The organism is Globicatella sanguinis, assembly GCF_002847845.2.
In the GTDB taxonomy this organism is placed as follows: Bacteria; Bacillota; Bacilli; order Lactobacillales; family Aerococcaceae; genus Globicatella; species Globicatella sanguinis.
Map to the genome: position 1 here is coordinate 787,814 of NZ_CP126962.1, position 21,463 is coordinate 809,276.

The window sequence follows — 21,463 nt, forward strand, 5'->3', positions numbered from 1 at the left end:
TTTTTGGCTCCTTAATGAATGATCTCGTCATTCTTTATTAATTTTGTTGTGCTTCGCTCCATGCTACTGGATCTTGATACCAATCTTCTAATGATGTTTTATATTCAGCTAACCCTCCTTCTGTTGTCGCAATTTCTAATAGTGTGGTGTAATCCGTTAAGGATTGAAATGCCAAACCTGCTTCTTTAAATGCTTGTTGGCCACTATTGAGTTGATAATTAAAAATGCTAACCACGCCTAATACTTCAGCGCCTTCAGCTTGGATTTGTTTAGCAGCATTTAAAACACTACGTCCAGTCGAAATTAAATCTTCAATTAAAACCACTTTAGCTTGTTTATCCAATGCACCTTCAATCGCACGACCCTTTCCATGGTCTTTAGCAGATGAACGTACATAAATCATCGGTAAATCTAATTCTGCTGCAACAAAAGCAGCATGGGGAATACCAGCCGTAGCGGTTCCGGCAATAACCGTGACATCTGGATAATGCTCTTTTATCGTTTTAGCTAATAAATACTCAATTACTTTTCGTTCACGAGGATAAGACATGATCAAACGATTATCCGTGTAAATCGGTGCTTTTAAGCCACTGGCCCATGTAAACGGGTCTTGTGGGCTTAGACAAACGGCTTCGATGTCTAATAATATTTGGGCGGCTTGTTTTGCTGATGTCGTCATAAAATATTCCTCCTAAAATGATGCTTTTTCAGCCAAGCCTTTTTGCCACTCGGCTTTAATGGCTTGGTAGGCTGCCACAGGGTCTTCGGCTTGGGTAATCGGACGTCCCACTACAATATAATCACAGCCATTTAAAGCGGCCTCATAAGGTGTCGCCGTCCTTTTTTGGTCATCTTGTCCTTTGGTTAGTCGTATACCCGGTGTGACCGTTAAGAAGTCCTCACCAAATTTTTCTTTGATGGCTTTGGCTTCTAAAGGTGAACAAACGACGCCATCTAACTGTGCTTGTTGGGTAAGCTTGGCTAAGTGGTTGACACTTTCTGCCATTGTTGCTTCAACCAATTGTTCCTGTTTAAGTTGTTCTGGGCTAGTGGACGTTAATTGAGTCACCGCTAGTAAAACCGGACGTTTGGCTCCTTCACCAGTCCCTTTTTCAATACCTTGACGGGCTGCTTCCATCATGGCTTGTCCACCCATTGCGTGAACATTTAACATTGCTATCCCTTGCTTAGCCAAGGTTTTCATCGCCCATTTTACCGTATTGGGAATATCATGTAATTTTAAATCTAAGAAAATATCATGACCACGCTTTTGTAATGCTTCAACCATCTGCGTACCGGTCGTATAATATAATTCCATCCCTATTTTTACATTTAAAGGCTCGGAAAATTGATTTAAAAACTCATTTAATTGGTCTATTTCTTGAAAATCGAGTGCAATAATTGGTTTACTCGCGTCCATTTTCATCATCCTTTCACTCTTTCGTGATAAAAAGAAAAACCTACACACGTGTGTAGGCTCATAAAAGTACATAAAGATAGTGCTATTAGACGGATTTAGCGCAATCCTCCAATGGCAAATATGGTTATGGTAACTTTCATGTTTCTCGAACACGTTTAAAGATCCCTAAATTTCTTTCTAAAGTATACTTATCATTGGGCAAAATGTCAAATGGAAAATGCAAATAATGGTTAACTCTTTCGCATCATTCGATTTGTTCCCCATGAAAAACCTTAAGAGTGCTTCGCACTCTAAACCATGACAGAAAAACGGTTTCGCATTATAATTAAATGGGCAATACAAATCCGATGCGTTTATTGTGAGGTATGTCCGTACCCCCGTATAAAAAAACTGGATGAGCTTTTTATCGTTTGCGATAAACCCATTACGTCTTGAGCGTGTAAATAAAATTACAAGTTAATATAGAAAGCTCACATTGCCTAATATTATTTTGGAGGTCATGATCATGGAAGTAATGATTGAACGATGCTGTGGGATTGATGTTCATCAAAAGACCATCGTTTGTTGTATATTATCTGGTCCATTAGAGACCAATAAACCCCAAAAACATCAGAAGACATTTGGAACTACCTCAGCCGAACTTAGAGCGGCACTTGAATGGATTCAATCATTCAATGTGACTGATATATTTATGGAATCGACTGGACAATATTGGGTCCCAGTTTTTAATATTTTCTCCGATAGTGAGATTCAATTAACACTGGCTAATCCTGCCCATATTAAAAATGTTCCTGGTCGAAAGACTGACGTCAAAGATGCTGAATGGATTGCTCAATTAGGGCGATGTGGGTTAATCCAATCATCTTATTTACCTTGTGCACAAGCAATGGAATTGCGTCAATTGACTCGCCGTCGGTTAAGCTATATCCAAAAACGGACACAGTCGAAAAATGAAATACATAATATCTTACAACGGGCAAATATTAAATTGACGAGCTATCTTTCAGATATCTTTGGTCAAACAGGCCAAGCATTACTCTCTTTATTTATTCATGGTGAAAAAATCACCCTTGAACGAGTCGCCGAGTGTATGCATACTCATGTTAAAGCGACACCCAAACAACTCTTAGAAGCCATGGACGGCAAAATGTCAAAGACTGACCGACGATTATTAGATGATTCATTGGAAGAGTACCGCTTTTATACAGAAAAAATTAAGCGAATGGATGGAGATATTGAGGAATTTATACTCACTTATTTTAAGGAAGAATATGAATTATTAATGGAGCTCCCAGGGGTGAAAGCAAATAGTGCTGCGGTTATCTTGGCAGAAATTGGTCCAGATGTAGAGGCCTTCAAGACAGCTGCGCACTTAGCTTCATGGGCTGGACTATCACCTGGTTCATATGAAAGTGCTGGAGTAAAAAAAAGCAGTCGAACCACCCGGGGGAATAAATACCTTAAAACAACACTGATAGCCTGTGGCGGTATTGCAGGAAGGTCGATGGACCCCGCTTTTTCGAATCTCTATCAACGTCTATCTGCTAGAGGAGCCAAAATGAAAGCTGTAGTTGCTTGCGGACACAAGTTACTACGTATCATATATAAGGTACTTTCTTGTCATATTCATTATGATAAACAAAAAGCATTAGGACTGCGCCAACAGAACTAATGCAACAATTTTTAAAAATTTTTCACTTTAATTATAGCATAGAGGGTGCTTTTTTGCGCCTTTTTTGTCTTTCTTTTCAAATAAAACGCTAGGCATATGCTTTTAACTCATACCGCGGTGGGTTTTAGGCCAGATTGGGTGAGGCGAATAGCGTTTTAAAACATTGAGACAAGTAACGATTTTAACACATTGAGTTGAACTACAATTTAAAACATTGAGAGCAAGCAACTCAATTCGCCATAATATTTAAAAGGTTACTGATAAACCCTCCTTATCAAGATGACTCAATTATTCATCTTCGCCGAACAAGCCTGCTAACCCTAAGCTCGCGAATGGATTGTTAGTTACTGCTTCTTGTTCATCTAAATAACTTTCATTGGCTTTCAATTCTAGTAAACCTTGATAAACTTCTGCCGTCATCTTGGCATCTTCTAAACTGTTATGTGCTTGCCCTTTTAAGCCAATATATTCCGCTACGGCTTTTAGACTCAATCCCTTTGAACCTGATAAATAGGTCGGTTTCATTTCTTGTGCTATTTCATAGATATCAATTTGATATTGCGCTTCTAAATCTAAGCCATGACTTTGTAGCACTGGAATATCACTTTTTTTGCCATTATACCCCATCAATGGAAAGTCACCAACAAAGGCTTTAAAATCCCTTAATACTTCCACTAAAGGAGGCGCATTTTTAATTTTATCTTGGGAAATCCCCGTTAATCCTGTAATAAAACTTCTAATATGAACGTTCGAATGAACATAAGTGTCAAAGCGTTCGATTTCTTGATGATTAACATACTTTATCGCCGACACTTGTAATAAATGTTGAATGCCCTCTACCTCGTTAAATTCTAAGTCGAAAGACACATAATCTTTAAATTCTTCCACATCTTCCCCCCTTGATATTCCCTATAATGATATTGTAAACGATGAACTACAACGCCATTAAAATGGCGTGTTTCTAGGAACACTCATGACTTGTTCCGCTTATTTCAAAGCAAAACAGCGGTCTAAGCTATTTAACTAAGGCCTGTTCCAGGCCAATATTTAATATATTTTTAGCTGCGTTGATATCTCTATCGTGATGCATATTACACTTCGTACAAGTCCAATGACGTATACTTAACGCTTTTTTACCGCTATCATATCCGCAATTGGAACATTTTTGTGACGTCTTGTACGGATTAATCGCTACAAATGTCTTATCATACATTTCGCACTTTGCCTCTAGGATTGTTCTAAACATCCGCCAGGATTGGCCAGCAATCGAACGAGCTAATTGATGATTTTTCATCATATTAGTCGTCTTTAAGTCCTCTAGTACGATCACGTCATAACTTTTAACCATATCGGTTGTGATTTTATGAATGTAATCCTTACGGATGTTCTTGATACGTTGATGAATACGGGCAACTTGGCGTTTGGCTTGCTGGTAGTTTTTCGCATCCACTAAAGCTATACCGTTCTTTTTGGCTTGTAAACGTCTACGGGCCATTCGCTTTTCCCAATAATGTAATTGTTTTTTATAAGACAAATGTAGTCGTTGACTTTGATATTTTTGACCATCAGACGTAATAGCTAAATCACTTACACCTAAATCGACACCGACTACATTCCCTGTTTTGGGCATTGCTTGATTATCGCTTGTGACCAAAAGAGAGAGATAGTAGTCGCCACTAGGTGTATATTTTACGGTGACAGATTTTATGCGTTCATTCTCAATGTGAAGCACACTTGACTTACATTTTACCCAACCTAACTTGGGTAATTTAATATACCGTTGATTATCATTGAAACGAATGTTGTTGCCACGTATGGTACTTAAATACGACTGTTTGGTGTGCTTCTTTGATTTGAATTTTGGGTATTTTGAATAACCTTTAAAAAACCTAACAAAAGTTTCGGATAAGCGTTTAACACTACATTGAACAGCTACGCTATCAACTTCACGCAACCAGGGATATTCCTTCTTCATTTGCGGAATAAGAGAGGATAACGCATTATAAGACAGCATCTGAAGGTCAGGATTGTTTTCATACCGCGCATTCAACATGGCCAACATTTCGTTCCAGATGAACCGGGTATGACCAAAGGTCATATGAATTAACTGACGCTGTTTTTCGTTAGGATAGATCTTACACTCAATTCCTTGATACATGTTTTCACCCCCTTTGTTTTTATAGATATATTATATCATACACATGACGCTTGTTTATAGCGATATCAATTGTTATAATGTAAATAAAGAGGTGTTTACGTATGATGGTAAAAACAAGGACAAATGTCTATGATTTTAATTTCCATTTGGTTTGGGTAACAAAGTATCGTAAAGAAATATTTACAAGCATTGAAAAACAAAACGCCATGCAAGATATGTTGACCCACATTTGTGATGAACACGATATTGTCATCCAATCGCTGCAAGTTATGCCTGACCATATCCATATGTTGATTTCGTTCAACCCTAAACATGCCGCAAGTAATATCGTCAAGACACTTAAAGGGAAATCTGCCCGTCGATGGTTCAAAGCTTATCCAGAAACAAAGGTAATGTTATGGGGTGGCCATTTATGGACACCTAGTTATTTCATGTCAACAGTAGGTAGTATGTCTAAAGAAACGGTTAAAAAATATATTGAAAATCAATTAACAGAATACAATGACGGTCGCCCTAGAACTTGATTCATCCATGTAATGAATGACACGGTTTTCTCAAGGGGCGACTTTAAATAAAATCGAAATTGTCTCGGTTAGGATGATGGTTGCCGGGTTAAGATTTAGCTTCTATTACGAAATACCAATCGTATCGGAACCGGCAATCAAAATTTAACTTCATTAACTCCACACTTCATCAGCAATTTCTTTAATCAACTGTAGCTTTTTCCATTGATCTTCTTGTGTTAATTTATTCCCTTCCTCGGTAGAAGCAAAGCCACATTGAGGGGACAAGCTTAAGCGTTCTAATGGAATGTACTGCGCCGCTTCATGGATACGTGTGATAATTATGTCTTTATCTTCTAACTCTGGACGTTTAGACGTTATCAATCCTAATACTACTTTCTTATCACCGGTAACTTTACGCAATGGTTCAAAACCACCTGAGCGTTCATCATCAAATTCTAGGAAATAACCATCTACCTCTTCTTTTGCAAAAAGAAACTCCGCAATATCTTCATAAGAGCCACTCACCGCATAAGTCGATTTAAAATTCCCGCGACAAACATGAGTCGTTACCACTATGTCTTCTGGACGTTGACTAATCGCTCGATTATTAGTCTCTAAAAATAATTGCTTGATTGCTTCTAACCCTGCTTGGTCAGTACCAAAAAAGTCTTCAGCTCGCTCATCCACTAATAAGCCCCATGAACAATCATCTAATTGAAGGTGACGCAAACCTAATTGATATGCCTTCTGGATAAATTGTTGGTAAATCGAAACTAAATCCTCTACCAACTCTTCTTGACTATCATAGAACTTAAGCGTATTGTCAATGGCAAAAGGCATAATTAATTGTTCAAGAAACTGCGCGGGTGCTGGGATTGTTAATTTAGCTTTATGACCCTTTTCTTCAAACTGTTGCACAAATTTAAAATGTTCAAAGAAAGGATGATTCTCATTAAATCCTAAACGTCCTACTAGATAAGTGTCATCGATTAGTGCCACTTCATCTGCAAAAGGTAATCCTGTTTCTGTTGGGCGATGGTCAATCCCCTCAAATCCCCACATAAAATCTAAATGCCAAGTAGAGCGTCTAAACTCTCCATCGGTAATAAATTCGTAGCCTAATTCTTTTTGCTTATTAATTAATTCCTCAATCACTTGATCTTCTACAATTTTTAACGCTTGTGCATCAATTTTACCTTCCTTAAACTCTTGTCGAGCAGTGACTAATCTTTCAGGTCTTAAAAAACTCCCCACAAAATCATGTTTACCACAATTATGACACATGTTACTTCCTCCTTAGAATTATTAGTCAATTTCACTAACAAAAAAAGACCCCATCCTTAAAAAGGACGAGATCACTCGTGTTACCACCTTAATTTATATTAATCTCACAATTAATACCTCAATGAGTACTATCATACTCGCTCGCTTTAACGGGCGAACCCGGACTCACCTAAATATCGAAGAGCCAACTCGAAGACCATTTTCAATGAATTGCCATTTAACTGCTTGCACCAACGACAGTCTCTCTGTAAAACTTTCATCCATCTACTTTTCTTGTCAATGTTATTATGACTATATTCACATTATAAATTAATCTGTTCCTAATGTCAAGTTAATAATTCAAACTGTAAATAAATTTGAGCGTGGTCCCGGTGAGTTGCGTGGAGAATTCACTGTGGAACAAAGGACACTTTCATCGCGACGGAGATTTTCACCATGGACTGACGGATATTTTCACCACGGACTGACGGAGTGTTTCTCCGCAGATTTCATAGATTTTTCGCACAATCCAATCCACGTGTTGTTGCTGACCTCAGATTTAATAGATTTTTCGCCACGATCCCAATAGGTTTAGCAGTCACATTCACAAGGAATACAAACCGCATAGGTGACATGACTTGTCATGATGCCCTGCATCACTGCATTTAAATTGAATAAAGGATGCTCTAAACCCAATCATTAATTCATTATATTTTGTGGTTTTCCTTCGATGAAACTAATCACATTTTGAAAGGCAATTTCAGCTCGTTTTACCATTGCTTCATCACTAAGAAACGCAATATGTGGCGTTAAAATAGTGTTTTTAGCCTCCAATAATGGATAATCGCTAGCTAATGGTGGCTCTTTATCAAACACATCAATACCTGCTCCTGCAATGCGCCCTTCATTTAGTGCTTCGGCTAGTGCCTCATTGTCGACCACTGGACCTCTAGCGGTATTGATTAATATCGCCTCTTGCTTCATCAAGGCCAACTTTTCTTTTGATATTAATCCTTTAGTGTGATCATTTAATGGTAAATGTAAGGAAACAATCTCACTGTTTGTTAGTACGTTCTCTAATGATTGATAGGTCAAACCTAGTTCTTTTGCCTGCTCATTTTCACTGCGACTATAGCCGATTAACTTAGCGCCAAAAGCTTTAAACAATTTTGCCGTTTCAATCCCAATATTCCCGGTCCCAATGATGCCCACTGTTTTGCCTTTAATTTCCATACCTTGAAATGGCCCCGGAAAATCAGTAGCTAGTCGTGTATCAGCATCGCTTCGTGGTATTTGACGATAGAGAGCTAATACCAATCCTAACACTAATTCACTAACAGCAGTCGTCGCATAGCCAGAAGCATTCGCAATTTGAATTCCTAATTCCTTAGCAGCCTCTTGAGCGACATGATCAATCCCAGTAAAAGCGACATCAATTAACTTTAATTGTGGATTAGCCTTTATCACTTCAGCAGGGTAAGGATTATTGGCAATTATTACAATATCCGCTCCTTTTGAACGTTCAATCAGTTCTTGAACATCGGTCGTTTTCGTATCAAAACCCTTGAACTCATGCCCCGCATTAACTAAAGGCGCTGCTAGTTCAGTAATTTTCTCTTTTGATACTCGTAAAGGTTCTAATAAATGTATCTTCATCTTCACTCATCCTTTTAGTCTATTCTGCTATCATTATAACACGACAATGATGATAGCTAGAAGATAATCGCTTGCTTAAGTATATTGATACCTGGCGACTTAGTAGGCTTTTTCATAAAAATATGTTATAATTAGATTGTATCGAGGAGGGACATTTATGAAAAATTTATTAATTACTACCGTTGTTACCATCGTTATGAGTTATATTCTTCCAGGAGTCACCGTTAACAGTTTTATGGGAGCTCTAATATTTGCTATTATTCTGGGTATTACCAATGGTATTGTCGGAAAAATTCTTAAAACAGTCGGATGTTTATTGACGATTATTAGTTTAGGGCTGTTTAACTTAGTTGTAAACGGTGCTATGGTTTTATTAGCGGATAATTTCGTTAGCGATGTTCAGATTGAAGGACTATTCACTGCCATTATTTTATCCATTGTGATCAGTATTTTTACTACCACCGAAAACAAAATGGAACTCGATCAACGATAATAGGACTTAAAGAAACCAGACTCAGCAAAATTGAGTCTGGTTTTTGGTTTGAGGGTCGATGGTTGATTTTATAATAAAGTACTACTCAATGTTTTTGCTAATTAAAAAAATCATAAAAATAATAAAACTTCCAAATTTTGACACGAAGCCGAAAGCCAATTCTTTCTATCTTATTTGTCCATTAATTATTGGTTTCGCTCGGCCATAAATAACTCATCTTTTCATCGAACTTTCCTTTTGAAAAATCCACAATCTCAATTGCTCCCATTGCGGAATAGACTGTCCCATTACCACCCACTCCATGTATAATAAAAATATCATGGTTTTCTGGATGTGGTCCTATATATGGTAATCCATCCGAAGACTCACCAAAGATAGCTTCATAAAAGTATTCAGATTTTAATTTAATCGAATTAGTTTGATAAGATTGAACCTGTTTAATTAATTTTTCAGAATTTATCTTAGCTTTATTCTCAGATAAAGTTATATTTTCTTCATCCTCTCCACCGATGATTAAACGGTTATCCGGACTTTTTCTAAAATAAAGATAGCTACTTGAACTTTCCCAAAACATCGTGTCAGTAACCTTTTGATTGCTAATCGGTTCTGTTACAACAACAAATGAGGTCACTAAATCAATTTTCGGTAAATATTTTGAAAAACTTGGGAACACGTCATAGCCTGTCGCAATCACCAATTTATCATACTGAACACTTAAATCATCCACTATCAATTTATTTTCTTCAAATGAAAAATTATGCTCGTTCACTTGAGTTTGTTCCGATATAAGCAAATCAAAATTCTGTGTAGCGCTGGTTGCCATTGCAGAAACAAAAGCCATCGGATTCAGCTCCACGTCATTTTTTGAAAGCAATCCTCCTAGAGCATCGATACCATATTCTTTTTTTAATCTCTGTTGATCTAAAAACTCTGTTTCAAAATTTAATTCATTTTGTCTAGCAACTTCTCTTTTTATTTTCAAAATTTTCTCTTCATCATTTGAGACATAAAGACTATTGTTTCTTCTAAATGAAATAGTCGGGTCATCTAACTCATTAACAATTTCTTCAATGTAATCTAACGCTTTTTGCGATCTTAAATAAAAATCATTTGATACCATTTTATTCTTTTCTTCATCAATATCCACCATTACAACATCACTCATATATTGAATCAAACCAGTATTTAATGAACTTGATCCATTTGCTATTGAATCCTTTTCAACTAAAAATACTTTCTTCCCCGCTCTTGCTAAACTATAGGCCGACAATAAACCACTCATACCGCCACCAATTATTAATACATCCACTTTATGCGTGCCTTTTTGTTTTGAAAATGATGCTTCTTTTGTTAATGTTGGCCAAAATCTTTTTCCTTTATATAAATCCATACAACCCCTCCATCTTACTATTTATAATTCAAAAAAAATGTAAATCTCGTATTTGAAAATTAATTTAATCCACTATAAAAAAAGAGCCACATGATATTTTGCGATTAACCAATGAGATAACAGCTACCAAAATACCAACTGACAAATATTACTTATTATTTACTAGTATAATTTATTTTATGATTGAAAGGTAGTAAGACGATTTAGAAACTCAAAATAAATCATTGCTCAAAATTATATTCGTTAAAACTGAAAGCTCTAAAATTAAATTAGCCACTTAAATTATGAATCCTCCCCATTTTTTTATGATTGAAAATAAAGCTGCTAGTTGCGGTTGGAGGGGAAATATTTTATGGCTTTCAATACAACAGTAGCACTTTACTTAATAGGAGAATCGGGTAAGCTAAATGACTCGACCGAAAATTTAAGCGAAGTGCAAAAAGGTTGGGGAGTGACCCCGCACCATTTGACAAAGAGCCTAAAAAACATCATCTCCAAATCGAGTAGGGACGGTTTCCCGTCCCTCTCACACCACCGTGCGTGCCGTTCGGCACACGGCGGTTCAATTAACTTTTAACGCATGTCGCTCTATATAATAATCATAGATACTTATTAATCCTCTTATTCTTAGGATATCCTTTGTGATGTAGTATTGTATCCCTGATTTAAGTGCCACAAATTGATAATGGTCTCCCCAACCAGAGACTTTGTCTGCCATTCCTTTAGGCATTCCTAGCTTGGCAAGTCCCCAAAGTCGTTTGCGTTTGGTCTTCCATTGTTTCCATATCACGACCCTTATACGCGTTCTTAAATGCTCGTCAATCCTTTTTAGTCGTGTTTTCATCGAACTTACGCTGTAGTAGTTAACCCAACCTCTTATAACTTGATTTAGTTTCTCAATTCTTTGGGTGAGTGATACGCTCCAGCTCCGTTTGCTCAACTGCTTTAATTTGCGTTCAAATCGTGCTATCGACTCCTGATGTGGACGCGGTGCCCATTGTCGACTCTTTGTGTTTTTATAAAAACCGAATCCTAGGTATTTAAGTTTGTTTGGGCGCGTTATTTTTGTCTTTGTCATATTGACTTTTAATCCCAGTTTCTGTTCAATGTAGCGAGAAACACTGTACATGACCCGTTTGGCTGCTGCTTCACTTGAGACTGCTATAATGCAGTCATCTGCATATCGCGTAAACCGTAACCCTCGTTTTGTTAATTCTTTGTCCAATTCGTTTAACATGATATTGGATAGGAGTGGAGATAAATTCCCTCCTTGTGGGGTTCCTTGAGTACTTTCATGATAAACCCCCATGATTTGCACTCCAGCTTGTAAATATTTTCGTATAAGTGATTCAACATCGCCGTCGTGAATAAGTTCATGAACCCGTGACATCAGTCGGTCTTGTGGGACGTTGTCGAAAAACTTTTCAAGGTCAATGTCCACTATCCATTCATAACCATCGTTAAGGTAGCTTAATAACTGCATGATGGCGTCTTCACAGGAACGTCCCGGGCGAAATCCATAGCTATATTCACTGAAGTGAGGTTCGCATAAGGGGGTCAATACCTGTACAATAGCTTGTTGAATAATTCGGTCCATGACAGTCGGGATGCCTAATTTTCGCTTACTGCCATCTGGCTTCGGTATTTCAGCTCTGAGCACTGGGGTCGGTTTGTATTTGCGGTGGATTATCTGACCTTTAATATCTTGCCAGTTTGCTCGGATGTATTGTTCGATTTCATCCACCGTTATACCATCAAGTCCCGCTCTTCCTTTGTTTCGTTTCACCTGCTTGAGTGCAAGTGTCATATTGGAAGTCGATAAAATTTGTAATAATAGTTGCGACATGGTGTGTCTCCTTTCTTGTTTCGCTGTTCCTATTTGTCTTATTTTTTTCTGTTATTTCTCCATCAATACGTGATATTGTCCTAACTAGTCAGACATATAAAGGAATACAATTCGAGTAGTTTACACTTTGTTAATTGTTCAGCCCTTCGCTCCACTTACATTACGCAAGCTTCGACACTACTATGGCTTCGGCTGACTTCTCATGATTCGTTATTACTACGTCTGAGACGCTCATGAGACCTCACGGGATAAGTCATACATCTTTCCTCGTTTACTCCCACAATTTACACGCATAGGTTACGACTATCTATTTGGACTTTAATGCTTTTGGCCATCTCATCCGCTATACGCGCCTTCGTATTGTGTTCCTGTTCGTGGAGCCACGATTTCGTTATCTCTTCTTCTCCTCGCCACCTCACGATGGTCAAGCTTGAGAATCACTATTGGGTTCACCGATAGCAGGTGCCCTCAGGGATTTGCACCCTAGATGTATGACATGCCCGTCATACCAAAAAAGGAAGCCATCATAGCTTCCTTTTCACTCTATTAGGGATTTAACAATACTGACTTCTGGCTGCTTTTATCATGTCATGAGCACGATCAATTGTTGGCTTATCTGCATCGGTAATGCGAGCTAATGGCCCCCGAACATGACCACACTCTAATCCTTCACGACGTAAGATTTCTTTCATCACATCATATAGATTGCCTTGGCATCCTACCATTGTAAAGATAATTTCAGTTATTTTAAATTGAATCTCTGTTGCTAATGGGATATTTCCTTCATTAATAGCCTTATCACAAGCTAAGAATAACTCTGGCATGACACCATAAGTCCCTCCAATACCCCCTTCAGCACCCATCACCCGTCCACCAACAAATTGCTCATCTGGTCCATTAAAGACAATGATGTCACGGTCTGCTTCTAATTTCCATGTTAAAATATCTTGTACTGGCATTGACGAATTTTTAACACCAATCACATATTTATTTTCCAACATTTTTTTGAATTGGCCTGTTGATAAAGCATATCCGGTTGTCTGTGGAATATTATAAATAATAAAATCACGTTGTCCTGCTTCAATCATCGCTGTCCAATAAGCTTCAATGGAAGGTTCTGGTAAGCGGAAGTATATCGGTGGAATTGCTGCTAACGCATCAACTCCTAAATCAGCTGCATGCTTCGCCAACTCGACCGAATCGCGGGTAGAAGGAGCGGCTACATGGGCAATGATTGTCATCTTACCCCCTACTGCTTCCATGACGCTTTCTAATACTAATTTACGTTCTTCAACATTTTGGTAAATACACTCACCTGAGGATCCACCGACATATAAGCCTTTAACTCCCACTGATAAATAGTGTTTTGCTAATGCCTTACAGCGTTCAGCACTGATATTTCCTTCTTCATCATAACAAGCGTAAAACGCCGGGATAATCCCTTTATATTTTTCTAAATTGCTCATGTTCAATTGAACTCCTTTAATTATACTTCTGTTGCAATTTCTGAACCAACCAGCCAGTTAAATACTAAATCATTCACGAAAACATTCATCGCTTCATGCCCATATTCTGGCATAATATGAACACTCTTTTCACTCTCAATGCGATTATATGCGGCAAATTGGGTCGAGGGTGGGCAAACATCATCCTGCATCCCTACAAAAAATTTTACCGGACATTTTATGCGATGAGCGAAATTTTTTATATCAATATATGCCAAATTATCTAAAATCCGCTGCTCCGTTTCATGGAAGGGATCTTTATATTTGAAATAACGGAATAATTCATTATATGCTTCGGCGCAATCACCTAATTCCAAAATGCGTTTAAAATCGGATAAAAATGGATAAATAGAAACGACTTTTTTGATGCGTTGATTTAAGGCACCGGCAATTAATGCGAGTGCCCCTCCTTGCGACCCACCAAAACTCATTAAACAGTTTTCATCTACCCACTCTTGTTGCGCCAAAATTTCAATCATTTGATAAATATCCAAATAAATATCTTTATAGAATAATTTATCAGGAGATTGTGTCATTCCACGGATTACTTGTCCTTTAACGGTTACGCCATCAAAAACACCATGATCGATCGATTTGCCTGCTTGTCCACGAACATCCATTGCGACCACGCCAAAACCTGCTGCCACGTAGTTTAAACATTGTGACCAATCTGGGCTTTGTCCTTGATAACCATGAAAATGAAAGACAACCGGCACTGTTTTCTTTTCTTTAGGAAACACGCATTTCGCATATACAACGCCATGATTCGTTCCTTTAAATTTTTATTCATATGCTTGAACATTCGGTATATTAAATTGACAAGCCTCTAAAGTATACTCCGGTAATGATGAGACTTGTAATAATTCATTATCCCAAAACTCATCGAAATTTTGCGGAACTTCTTCACGACCATAATAATGACGCATTTCATCAAGCGACATTGTATCAAACATAATTCTCACTTCCTTATTCTTCTGGCATTATCTCTTCTTTAAGTGGTTTTCCTGTACGAATGAGAAAAAGTCCCAAGTTGAAGATAGCACTAGCGGCCACAATTGGCATATAGACAAATAATAAATTAAACCAAAACTGTTCAGCCGTAAATTGTTTCAATAATAGGAGAACCACTAAAAGACTCACTGCAACCGCATTGATAACTAATGGTGCGGTAAAATAATGTTTAGCCACTCGGTTAATAATGACCGTTGCCATCATGGATAAGCCCATATAGAGAATGCCATAATAAAACCACCCTATGATTAATTGTGATACTGTCATATTATCCCTCCTATCGAATGTCTCAGACACCTTGAATGTCTGCTGACTCGTTCTCAATATTTTACCTTCTTGAAATGTTAATTTGGTACAACTTTCATAAAGCGAGACGCAATCTCGTACGGTCGTGTAATGGCTCCACCTACCACTGCTGTATGAACACCTTGAGCAAAGGCTTCTGCCAATTCTTCTGGATAATGAATTTTACCTTCAGCTACAATGGGAGTATGGGTTTTTTCTACCAACTGACGCATCAGTTCAAAGTTTGGTCCTTCTGTTTGATGCTTAGTATAAGGTGTATACCCATTCATTGTTGTACCAATTAAGTCAAAGCCTAAGGCTTCTGCATGTAGACCTTCTTCCAATGTAGAAATATCGGCCATCAATAATTGATGAGGATATTTCTCTTTAATAGCTTTAACAAAATCATCAATCGTTCCATCCGCACGCGTGCGATTGGTAGCATCTAATGCGATAATATCGCTCTTTGCTTCAACTAACGCATCTACTTCCGCCATCGTAACCGTTATATAAGAATCAAATCCTTCATAGGACTTCTTAATAATGCCAATGACCGGAACATCGAAAGCTTCTTTAATTTGCTTGATGTCTGTGACACCTTGGGCTCGAATACCGACAGCGCCCGCCTCAATTGCAGCTTTAGCCATTAACACCATCACACCACCTTCTTCGCGATAAAGAGGTTCGCCTGGTAAGGCTTGACAAGAAACAATTAATTTTCCTTTTAGTTGATCGATTATTGGATGAGTCATTATCCTTTCACCGCCCCTACTGTAATTCCTTGCGCAAAGAAGCTTTGGAACATTAAGAATACAATAATCATTGGTAATGATGCTAGTAACGCACCTGCCATTAATAATCCATAGTTCAATGAGAATTCAGCATTTTGCGCCATCGACGCTAAACCTAATGGTAAAGTCTTCATTGTTTCTGAGTTAGTAAACACTAATTGTGAGAAGTAATCATTCCAACTAGAAATAAAAGTAAAGATGGCGAGTGCCCCAATTCCTGGTTTTACGATCGGAAGAACAATATTGATAAATTTCTTCACTTCCCCACAACCATCAATATCAGCCGATTCCAATAAGGAGTCCGGTACTGAATGTGAGAATTGTTTCATCAAGAAAATACCGAATGGCCAACCAACAGCCGGTAAAATTAATGCCCGATAAGTATCCATTAATTGCATTTCAGTAATCAATCGCAATAATGGAATTAAGATAACCTGTTTCGGTAAAGCCATCGCCCCAATGAAGATGGCGAATAATAGCTTCACACCTGGAAATCTTTTTTTAGCTAAGGCGTATCCTGCTAACGAAGCAGTTGAACACACTAAAATCGTCGTCGCAAGAGAAACAAACACTGAGTTAAAGAACCAACGCGCTGTTAATGGAATTAATAATTGTTTAAAATTATCCATTGTTGGTGTCATTGGAAACCACTCAGGTGGCATGGCAATCGCTACATCTTGAATTTTAAAAGCCCCAGAGGCAATCCAATAAAATGGGAAAATAAAGAAGATTGTCAATGCTGATAATAAAGTAAAAGACAAAATATTAAAAAGTCCAAATTTTTTAAATTCCATTTTTCATACCTCCTATTCAATGTCTTTATTTAAATACTTAAATTGTAATGTTGAAATAATCGCAATAATGGCTGCTAATACAACCCCCATCGCACTCGCTCTACCATAATCTTGGATCTTAATACCGGCTTCATAAACTAAATACATTACCGTTGATGTCGAATAATTCGGTCCACCGGCTGTCATCAATTGAATTAAGGCAAAGATTTGGAAGCTATTAATTGTCGTTGTTACCACAATATACAATGTAGTCGGAATGATTAATGGCCAAATAATATTTTTAAACATCACCCAATTTGAAGCACCATCAATTTTCGCTGATTCTAATAATTCTACTGGCACATTCCCCAAAGCCGCGATATATAAAATAATGGGTTGTCCAATACTCGTTGTGATTAGCACGACGATAATCGCATAAATAGCGGTTTGTGAATTACCTAGCCATTGAATATTTCCATCGATAATATTCATTGATTTTAGAACATAGTTGAGAATACCAAAGTCAGGGTTGTAAATCCAAAGCCAAACAACTGTAATCGAAACAACGGATGAAACAGCTGGTAAATAAAATACCCCTCTAAAGAAACTTCGCACTGCAGCCGATTTGTTATAAATATTAATCGCAATAAATAATGAAAGAACTACCACAATCGGAACCGCGATTGCTACAATAAACATGGTATTACCCATTGATCTTAGAAATACATTATCAGATAATAACTTAGTATAATTATCGATTCCTACAAAAATCTGTCTTCTTCCACGAAACTTAAACAAGGACATATGAATCCCTTTAATCATTGGATATAGTACATATGTTAAGAAGAAAATCATTGCAGGAGCAATAAAAAGATAACCACTTATGTCATATTTTCGTTTTAAACGATTTAACATCTTACTTACACTCCTTCAAAATATTATAAGACTTTAACTTTCTGTCTTGAATAAATAATAGCTAGAATTTTAGCTTAAAATCGCTAACTTAGGTCTTAAAAATTGTTATCATTGTCGCATATAGAGATACCACATTTTTTAAAAGCATCAAAATTTAATGTGGCCCACTAAATCTTCTTTCAAAATTGTTATAACACGTCCTATTTAACTAAAATAGAGCCCATTTCATTACTCGACAAATAGACGTTCACACCTGAAAGTCCATACACTATTTGTGTATTGTTCATAAAGCCGTCGCATATTGCGAAACCATGTGTCAACATATTTTTGTCCAATAATGAATGATGAGCTCTATCATTTCATTATATTTTTTTGATAAAAGTGATTGGGAAGAAGTGGACCAGAAGTAGAAAATGAATGATCTTTACTTCGTCTGGCAAACCTCGCACAGTTCAGAGTTGGTCTCAAACCAGTCCTTATGATGCCGGCTGAGACCACTCAATCACTGTGCTTTTAATTTACGAACAACAGCTTGACTGATTTTTTCAAGTTCATTCCAATCTCTTTAAGACCACTCAATCACTGTGCTAGTATTGAATGTGCAAAAACTTGACTGAATATATCTTATACAGGCCTAGCTTCATTCCCAAATCAACTAAATTTAATACTATTCGCCTAATAACTCTACTTCTTCAGCATAGATGGCATTAGCTTCTTCAACGAAAGCATCTAAAGCTGTTTTAACATCTTCAGTATCACCAGATAATACACCTTGTAATAATGGGAACCATAAAGGACGCATTCTTGCATATCCTGGAATTGTATTATAATAAGCACCAAATTGATCGTTTAATTTTTCAGCAAATGTTAATTCCTCATTATCATATAAACCAGTTTCTCCCTCTTTAGCTGAGAAGTTACCGGTCGCTAATAAAGTACGTTTGCCCCAAACTTCGTCGTTAATCATGAAATCAACAAATAATTGTGCTGCTTCGATTTTAGCATCATCGCCATTATCAAATACCGCTGGACCTGCTACTAAATATTCATATTTTGGTGCTTTGTCCACATTCGGGAATGGTAAGAATTTGAAATCTAAATCTTCCCATTGAGCAGCTAAACCAGGACTAGCTAAAATCGTTAGGGCCGCTTTTCCTGACTTGAAGTATTCTAAGGCATCTTTTGCTTCTAAAGCTGCCCCTTGTCCCAAGATACCAGTAGGCGCTTGCTCCTTAATCCATTCTAAAGCTTTGACGCCTGCTTCATTATTAATGATATACTCTGTTACTTCATCATTGGTAATCCAAGAACCAAATAAGTTAGAGACAAATGCACGTGGACCTTGGTCTCCTGCTTGTGATTTAGAATAAACAACGGTTGGGATTGTATCGCCTTCAGCATCATTCACCGCTTCTAAAAATGCTTGGAATTCGTCTACAGTCCAATTACGATCTTCACTATCTAAAGGTAATAAATCTGTTACACCTAATTCATCCGTTAATCCAACGTTTACCGCCATTAAGAATGGTGCGATTCCTTGTGGATATAAGTATAATTCATCTTCAAATGAACTTGCTTTAACTGCTGCTTCAATTAAAGTGCTCGTATCAACATCAGTGAACGGTGCTAAATAGCCTTTACTTGCCCAGTCAATAATACGCCCTGGTGCATCATAGATAACATCCGGATTAGTTTGTGACTGTAATGCTGTTTCAATTTTTGCTGGACCGTCTGTAAAGTCCAATTTTTGATATTCTACATTAATATGTGGATATTTTTCTTCGAATGCTGCGATTAAAGCTGCATCATAGTCTTCTGACGCTGGGAATTCTTTATCGCTTGTAAAGTTAGGGAAGTTCCAATAAGTGATGGTCACTTCATCTTCGGCACTAACAACTGCTGGAGTTACCGATGCTACAACACCAGATAATACGGTTGCTGACATAGCGAAAGCTACTAATTGCTTGAATTTCTTAAATTTCATCTTTTATTCCTCCGTAAAAATAGCTTTTTGTAAAATTTCTTGAACTGTGGTCTTCATCTTCATCGCATAGTGATGATTTTCTAATAATTGCAATGTGATGATGTCGATTAAATAATAAAACGGCAATTGTGAATTAGCGAATTGATCGTTATTCACAAAACGACTACTATGGACAAAGAATGTCTCATCCGATAACTTTGCAATGGTACTTCCTTTGATACTTGTCACACTAATGATAGTTGAACCATTTGATTTTGCGTTTTTTAATGCATGTACCACTTCCTTTGTTTCTCCTGAATTACTAAACCCAATGACAATATCACCAACCTGTGTAATCGCACTTCCGATAATCATCATATGCGAATCAGTTTCAGCAATCGCATTTATTCCCATCCGCGATAAGCGAATCGCAAATTCTTTTGCTGTTAATCCTGAACTCCCCATACCATAAATGACGATACGATTGGCATTTTTCAATATTTGAATCACACGATTGATCTGTGCTTCATCAAGTAACTCCGCCGTCCGTTCAATTACCCGGTTATAATATTGCGTTACTTGATAAAACGCATTGACATTTTCATCTTTCTCATCGCTCAATGCCGAAGCAGAAAGTTCCATTTTTAGTTGGACATAACTATCACAACCCACTTTGCGACAAAAACGCGTGATCGTAGCAGCTGATGTACCAATTGCTGCTGATAAATCTTGAATGCTGATATTTCCTAAATGTTTTTGTTCTTGTAACAAATAAGTTGCTATCATCTGTTCTTTTGGTGAAAAATTTATAAAATTAGCTTCTATCTTTTCTACCAAACTCATTGTAAATCACATCCTACTATCTTAATAAAGATGAAAGTATAAAGCTCCTAACATGCCGGCATTGTTACCCGCTCGCGCAGGACTTATCTTTGCGGTTAAAAATCGTTCACTGACTGCTAACTCTTTTAACTTTTGCTCAATCGCTGGAATAATCATATCATGTTGAGCTAAGATGCCGCCTCCAAGTACAATTTGGTCTGGATTCAAAGTATATTGCATTATAAGTACGCCTTTAGCTAGAGCACTTATAAATCGTTCAAACACTTGATTCACTCGTTCGTCTGATGCTAATCTTAAGCGTTCAAAAAATTCTTCGCCAGTTATCTCCTCATTGAGTTGTCGCTTCGCGTCCACTAGTAAGGCGGTAGTAGAAGCTATATCTTGAAAATATTGACCCTCAATTGGCAAATACCCTACTTCTCCAGCCATAAAACTTGGCCCTTCGTATAATTTCCCATCAATAATAATGGCTCCACCGACACCTGTTCCAATGGTTAAGCATACTAAAGTTTTTGGTTTTTCTAATTCAGTAAAAGCTTGCCAATACTCTCCTAAACAAGCAGCATTTACATCATTTATTACTGTGCATTTTACTTTGGTCAATGTTTCTACCGTTTCTTTTAAAGGAGTTCCAGTATAACCCGGTATTGTATACCCCGCATACGTGATGACTCCCTTTTGGGAATCCACCACTCCCGCTGTTGAAATCGCAACACCTTGTAATCGATACTTTTCTTGAGTTGTCGTACAGATTTGACAAACTTGATCCAAAATATAATTTGTAGACTCTGTTATTTTTGTTTTCTGACGCTCTGTGGCACTCAGTTGAACTCCTTCATTATCAAATACTGCATATTTAATATATGTACCGCCAATATCTATTCCTAGATATGACACTCGCTTCCCCTCCTTTTAAAAACGCTTTCTTGATTTCGCTTTCATTATACCACCGACAAAAATTAATTTCAATTGT

19 protein-coding genes, 1 pseudogene and 1 other annotated feature are annotated in these 21,463 nt (G+C 37.4%); of the genes and pseudogenes, 3 read left to right on the forward strand and 17 right to left on the reverse strand.

The genetic code is table 11. The features are described 5' to 3' along the window. Nucleotides 1–37: 37 nt before the first annotated feature. Complete coding sequence (gene pyrE, locus CYJ72_RS03280; protein WP_101814058.1) at nt 38–679, reverse strand: orotate phosphoribosyltransferase; 642 nt, start codon at nt 677–679, stop codon at nt 38–40. Between the two features lie 12 nt (nt 680–691). Continuing rightward, nucleotides 692–1,420: an orotidine-5'-phosphate decarboxylase gene (gene pyrF, locus CYJ72_RS03285; RefSeq protein WP_284630447.1), complete on the reverse strand. Its 729-nt coding sequence runs from the start codon at nt 1,418–1,420 to the stop codon at nt 692–694. Nucleotides 1,421–1,925: 505 nt separating this feature from the next. On the opposite strand from pyrF, the gene CYJ72_RS03290 reads away from it, so the two are divergent. After that, on the forward strand, nt 1,926–3,092 hold the full coding sequence (locus CYJ72_RS03290) for an IS110 family RNA-guided transposase (protein ID WP_071407987.1): 1,167 nt from the start codon (nt 1,926–1,928) through the stop codon (nt 3,090–3,092). Nucleotides 3,093–3,380: 288 nt separating this feature from the next. Here CYJ72_RS03290 and CYJ72_RS03295 read toward each other — a convergent pair whose 3' ends face one another. Next, nucleotides 3,381–3,980, reverse strand: a complete 600-nt coding sequence (locus tag CYJ72_RS03295; protein ID WP_066127338.1) for a 3'-5' exonuclease — start codon at nt 3,978–3,980, stop codon at nt 3,381–3,383. Nucleotides 3,981–4,107: 127 nt separating this feature from the next. Then, a complete protein-coding gene (locus CYJ72_RS03300; RefSeq protein ID WP_284630451.1) occupies nt 4,108–5,250 on the reverse strand; it encodes an RNA-guided endonuclease TnpB family protein in 1,143 nt (380 codons plus the stop codon). A gap of 83 nt (nt 5,251–5,333) precedes the next feature. On the opposite strand from CYJ72_RS03300, the gene tnpA reads away from it, so the two are divergent. After that, the gene (gene tnpA, locus CYJ72_RS03305) at nt 5,334–5,774 is read left to right on the forward strand and encodes an IS200/IS605 family transposase (protein ID WP_431606503.1); all 441 of its coding nucleotides are present in this window, start codon (nt 5,334–5,336) and stop codon (nt 5,772–5,774) included. Between the two features lie 153 nt (nt 5,775–5,927). Here the strand turns inward: tnpA and CYJ72_RS03310 are convergent, their stop codons facing one another. Together CYJ72_RS03310 and CYJ72_RS03315 are read right to left on the reverse strand one after the other, a co-directional pair. Continuing rightward, entirely contained in the window at nt 5,928–7,040 is a 1,113-nt protein-coding gene (locus CYJ72_RS03310; protein WP_284630455.1) for a 5-methyltetrahydropteroyltriglutamate--homocysteine S-methyltransferase, read from the reverse strand. Between the two features lie 58 nt (nt 7,041–7,098). Then, nucleotides 7,099–7,329: a binding site (T-box leader), on the reverse strand. A gap of 389 nt (nt 7,330–7,718) precedes the next feature. Then, complete coding sequence (locus CYJ72_RS03315; RefSeq protein ID WP_284630457.1) at nt 7,719–8,675, reverse strand: NAD(P)-dependent oxidoreductase; 957 nt, start codon at nt 8,673–8,675, stop codon at nt 7,719–7,721. A gap of 157 nt (nt 8,676–8,832) precedes the next feature. Between CYJ72_RS03315 and CYJ72_RS03320 the strand changes: the two genes are divergently transcribed. After that, nucleotides 8,833–9,168: a phage holin family protein gene (locus CYJ72_RS03320; RefSeq protein ID WP_066127184.1), complete on the forward strand. Its 336-nt coding sequence runs from the start codon at nt 8,833–8,835 to the stop codon at nt 9,166–9,168. Between the two features lie 181 nt (nt 9,169–9,349). Here the strand turns inward: CYJ72_RS03320 and CYJ72_RS03325 are convergent, their stop codons facing one another. The 11 genes and pseudogenes from CYJ72_RS03325 to CYJ72_RS03375 all read right to left on the reverse strand — a co-directional run bounded on the left by CYJ72_RS03325 (nt 9,350) and on the right by CYJ72_RS03375 (nt 21,387). Then, on the reverse strand, nt 9,350–10,558 hold the full coding sequence (locus CYJ72_RS03325) for an NAD(P)/FAD-dependent oxidoreductase (RefSeq protein WP_284630459.1): 1,209 nt from the start codon (nt 10,556–10,558) through the stop codon (nt 9,350–9,352). A 562-nt stretch (nt 10,559–11,120) separates the two neighbouring features. Further along, nucleotides 11,121–12,404: a group II intron reverse transcriptase/maturase gene (gene ltrA / locus CYJ72_RS03330; RefSeq protein WP_284630461.1), complete on the reverse strand. Its 1,284-nt coding sequence runs from the start codon at nt 12,402–12,404 to the stop codon at nt 11,121–11,123. Between the two features lie 554 nt (nt 12,405–12,958). After that, entirely contained in the window at nt 12,959–13,870 is a 912-nt protein-coding gene (locus CYJ72_RS03335) for a dihydrodipicolinate synthase family protein (RefSeq protein ID WP_066126415.1), read from the reverse strand. 20 nt (nt 13,871–13,890) lie between these two features. Next, nucleotides 13,891–14,862 (reverse strand): annotated as a pseudogene (locus tag CYJ72_RS03340) (alpha/beta fold hydrolase). Nucleotides 14,863–14,875: 13 nt separating this feature from the next. Next, nucleotides 14,876–15,187, reverse strand: coding sequence for a hypothetical protein (locus CYJ72_RS03345; protein ID WP_284630463.1), 312 nt, complete (start codon nt 15,185–15,187; stop codon nt 14,876–14,878). A gap of 77 nt (nt 15,188–15,264) precedes the next feature. Then, a complete protein-coding gene (locus CYJ72_RS03350) occupies nt 15,265–15,957 on the reverse strand; it encodes an N-acetylmannosamine-6-phosphate 2-epimerase (protein ID WP_066126419.1) in 693 nt (230 codons plus the stop codon). Further along, nucleotides 15,957–16,790 carry a carbohydrate ABC transporter permease gene (locus tag CYJ72_RS03355; RefSeq protein ID WP_066126421.1) on the reverse strand — a complete coding sequence of 278 codons (834 nt, stop codon included), beginning with the start codon at nt 16,788–16,790 and terminating at the stop codon, nt 15,957–15,959. The genes CYJ72_RS03350 and CYJ72_RS03355 overlap by 1 nt, the downstream gene beginning before the upstream one ends. A gap of 12 nt (nt 16,791–16,802) precedes the next feature. Beyond that, nucleotides 16,803–17,684 (reverse strand): carbohydrate ABC transporter permease, encoded by an 882-nt coding sequence (locus CYJ72_RS03360; RefSeq protein ID WP_284630466.1) that lies wholly within the window; start codon nt 17,682–17,684, stop codon nt 16,803–16,805. 667 nt (nt 17,685–18,351) lie between these two features. After that, nucleotides 18,352–19,668: an ABC transporter substrate-binding protein gene (locus tag CYJ72_RS03365; RefSeq protein WP_284630467.1), complete on the reverse strand. Its 1,317-nt coding sequence runs from the start codon at nt 19,666–19,668 to the stop codon at nt 18,352–18,354. Between the two features lie 3 nt (nt 19,669–19,671). Further along, complete coding sequence (locus CYJ72_RS03370) at nt 19,672–20,490, reverse strand: MurR/RpiR family transcriptional regulator (RefSeq protein WP_066126425.1); 819 nt, start codon at nt 20,488–20,490, stop codon at nt 19,672–19,674. Between the two features lie 21 nt (nt 20,491–20,511). After that, nucleotides 20,512–21,387: an ROK family protein gene (locus CYJ72_RS03375; protein ID WP_284630470.1), complete on the reverse strand. Its 876-nt coding sequence runs from the start codon at nt 21,385–21,387 to the stop codon at nt 20,512–20,514. Nucleotides 21,388–21,463: the final 76 nt, after the last annotated feature.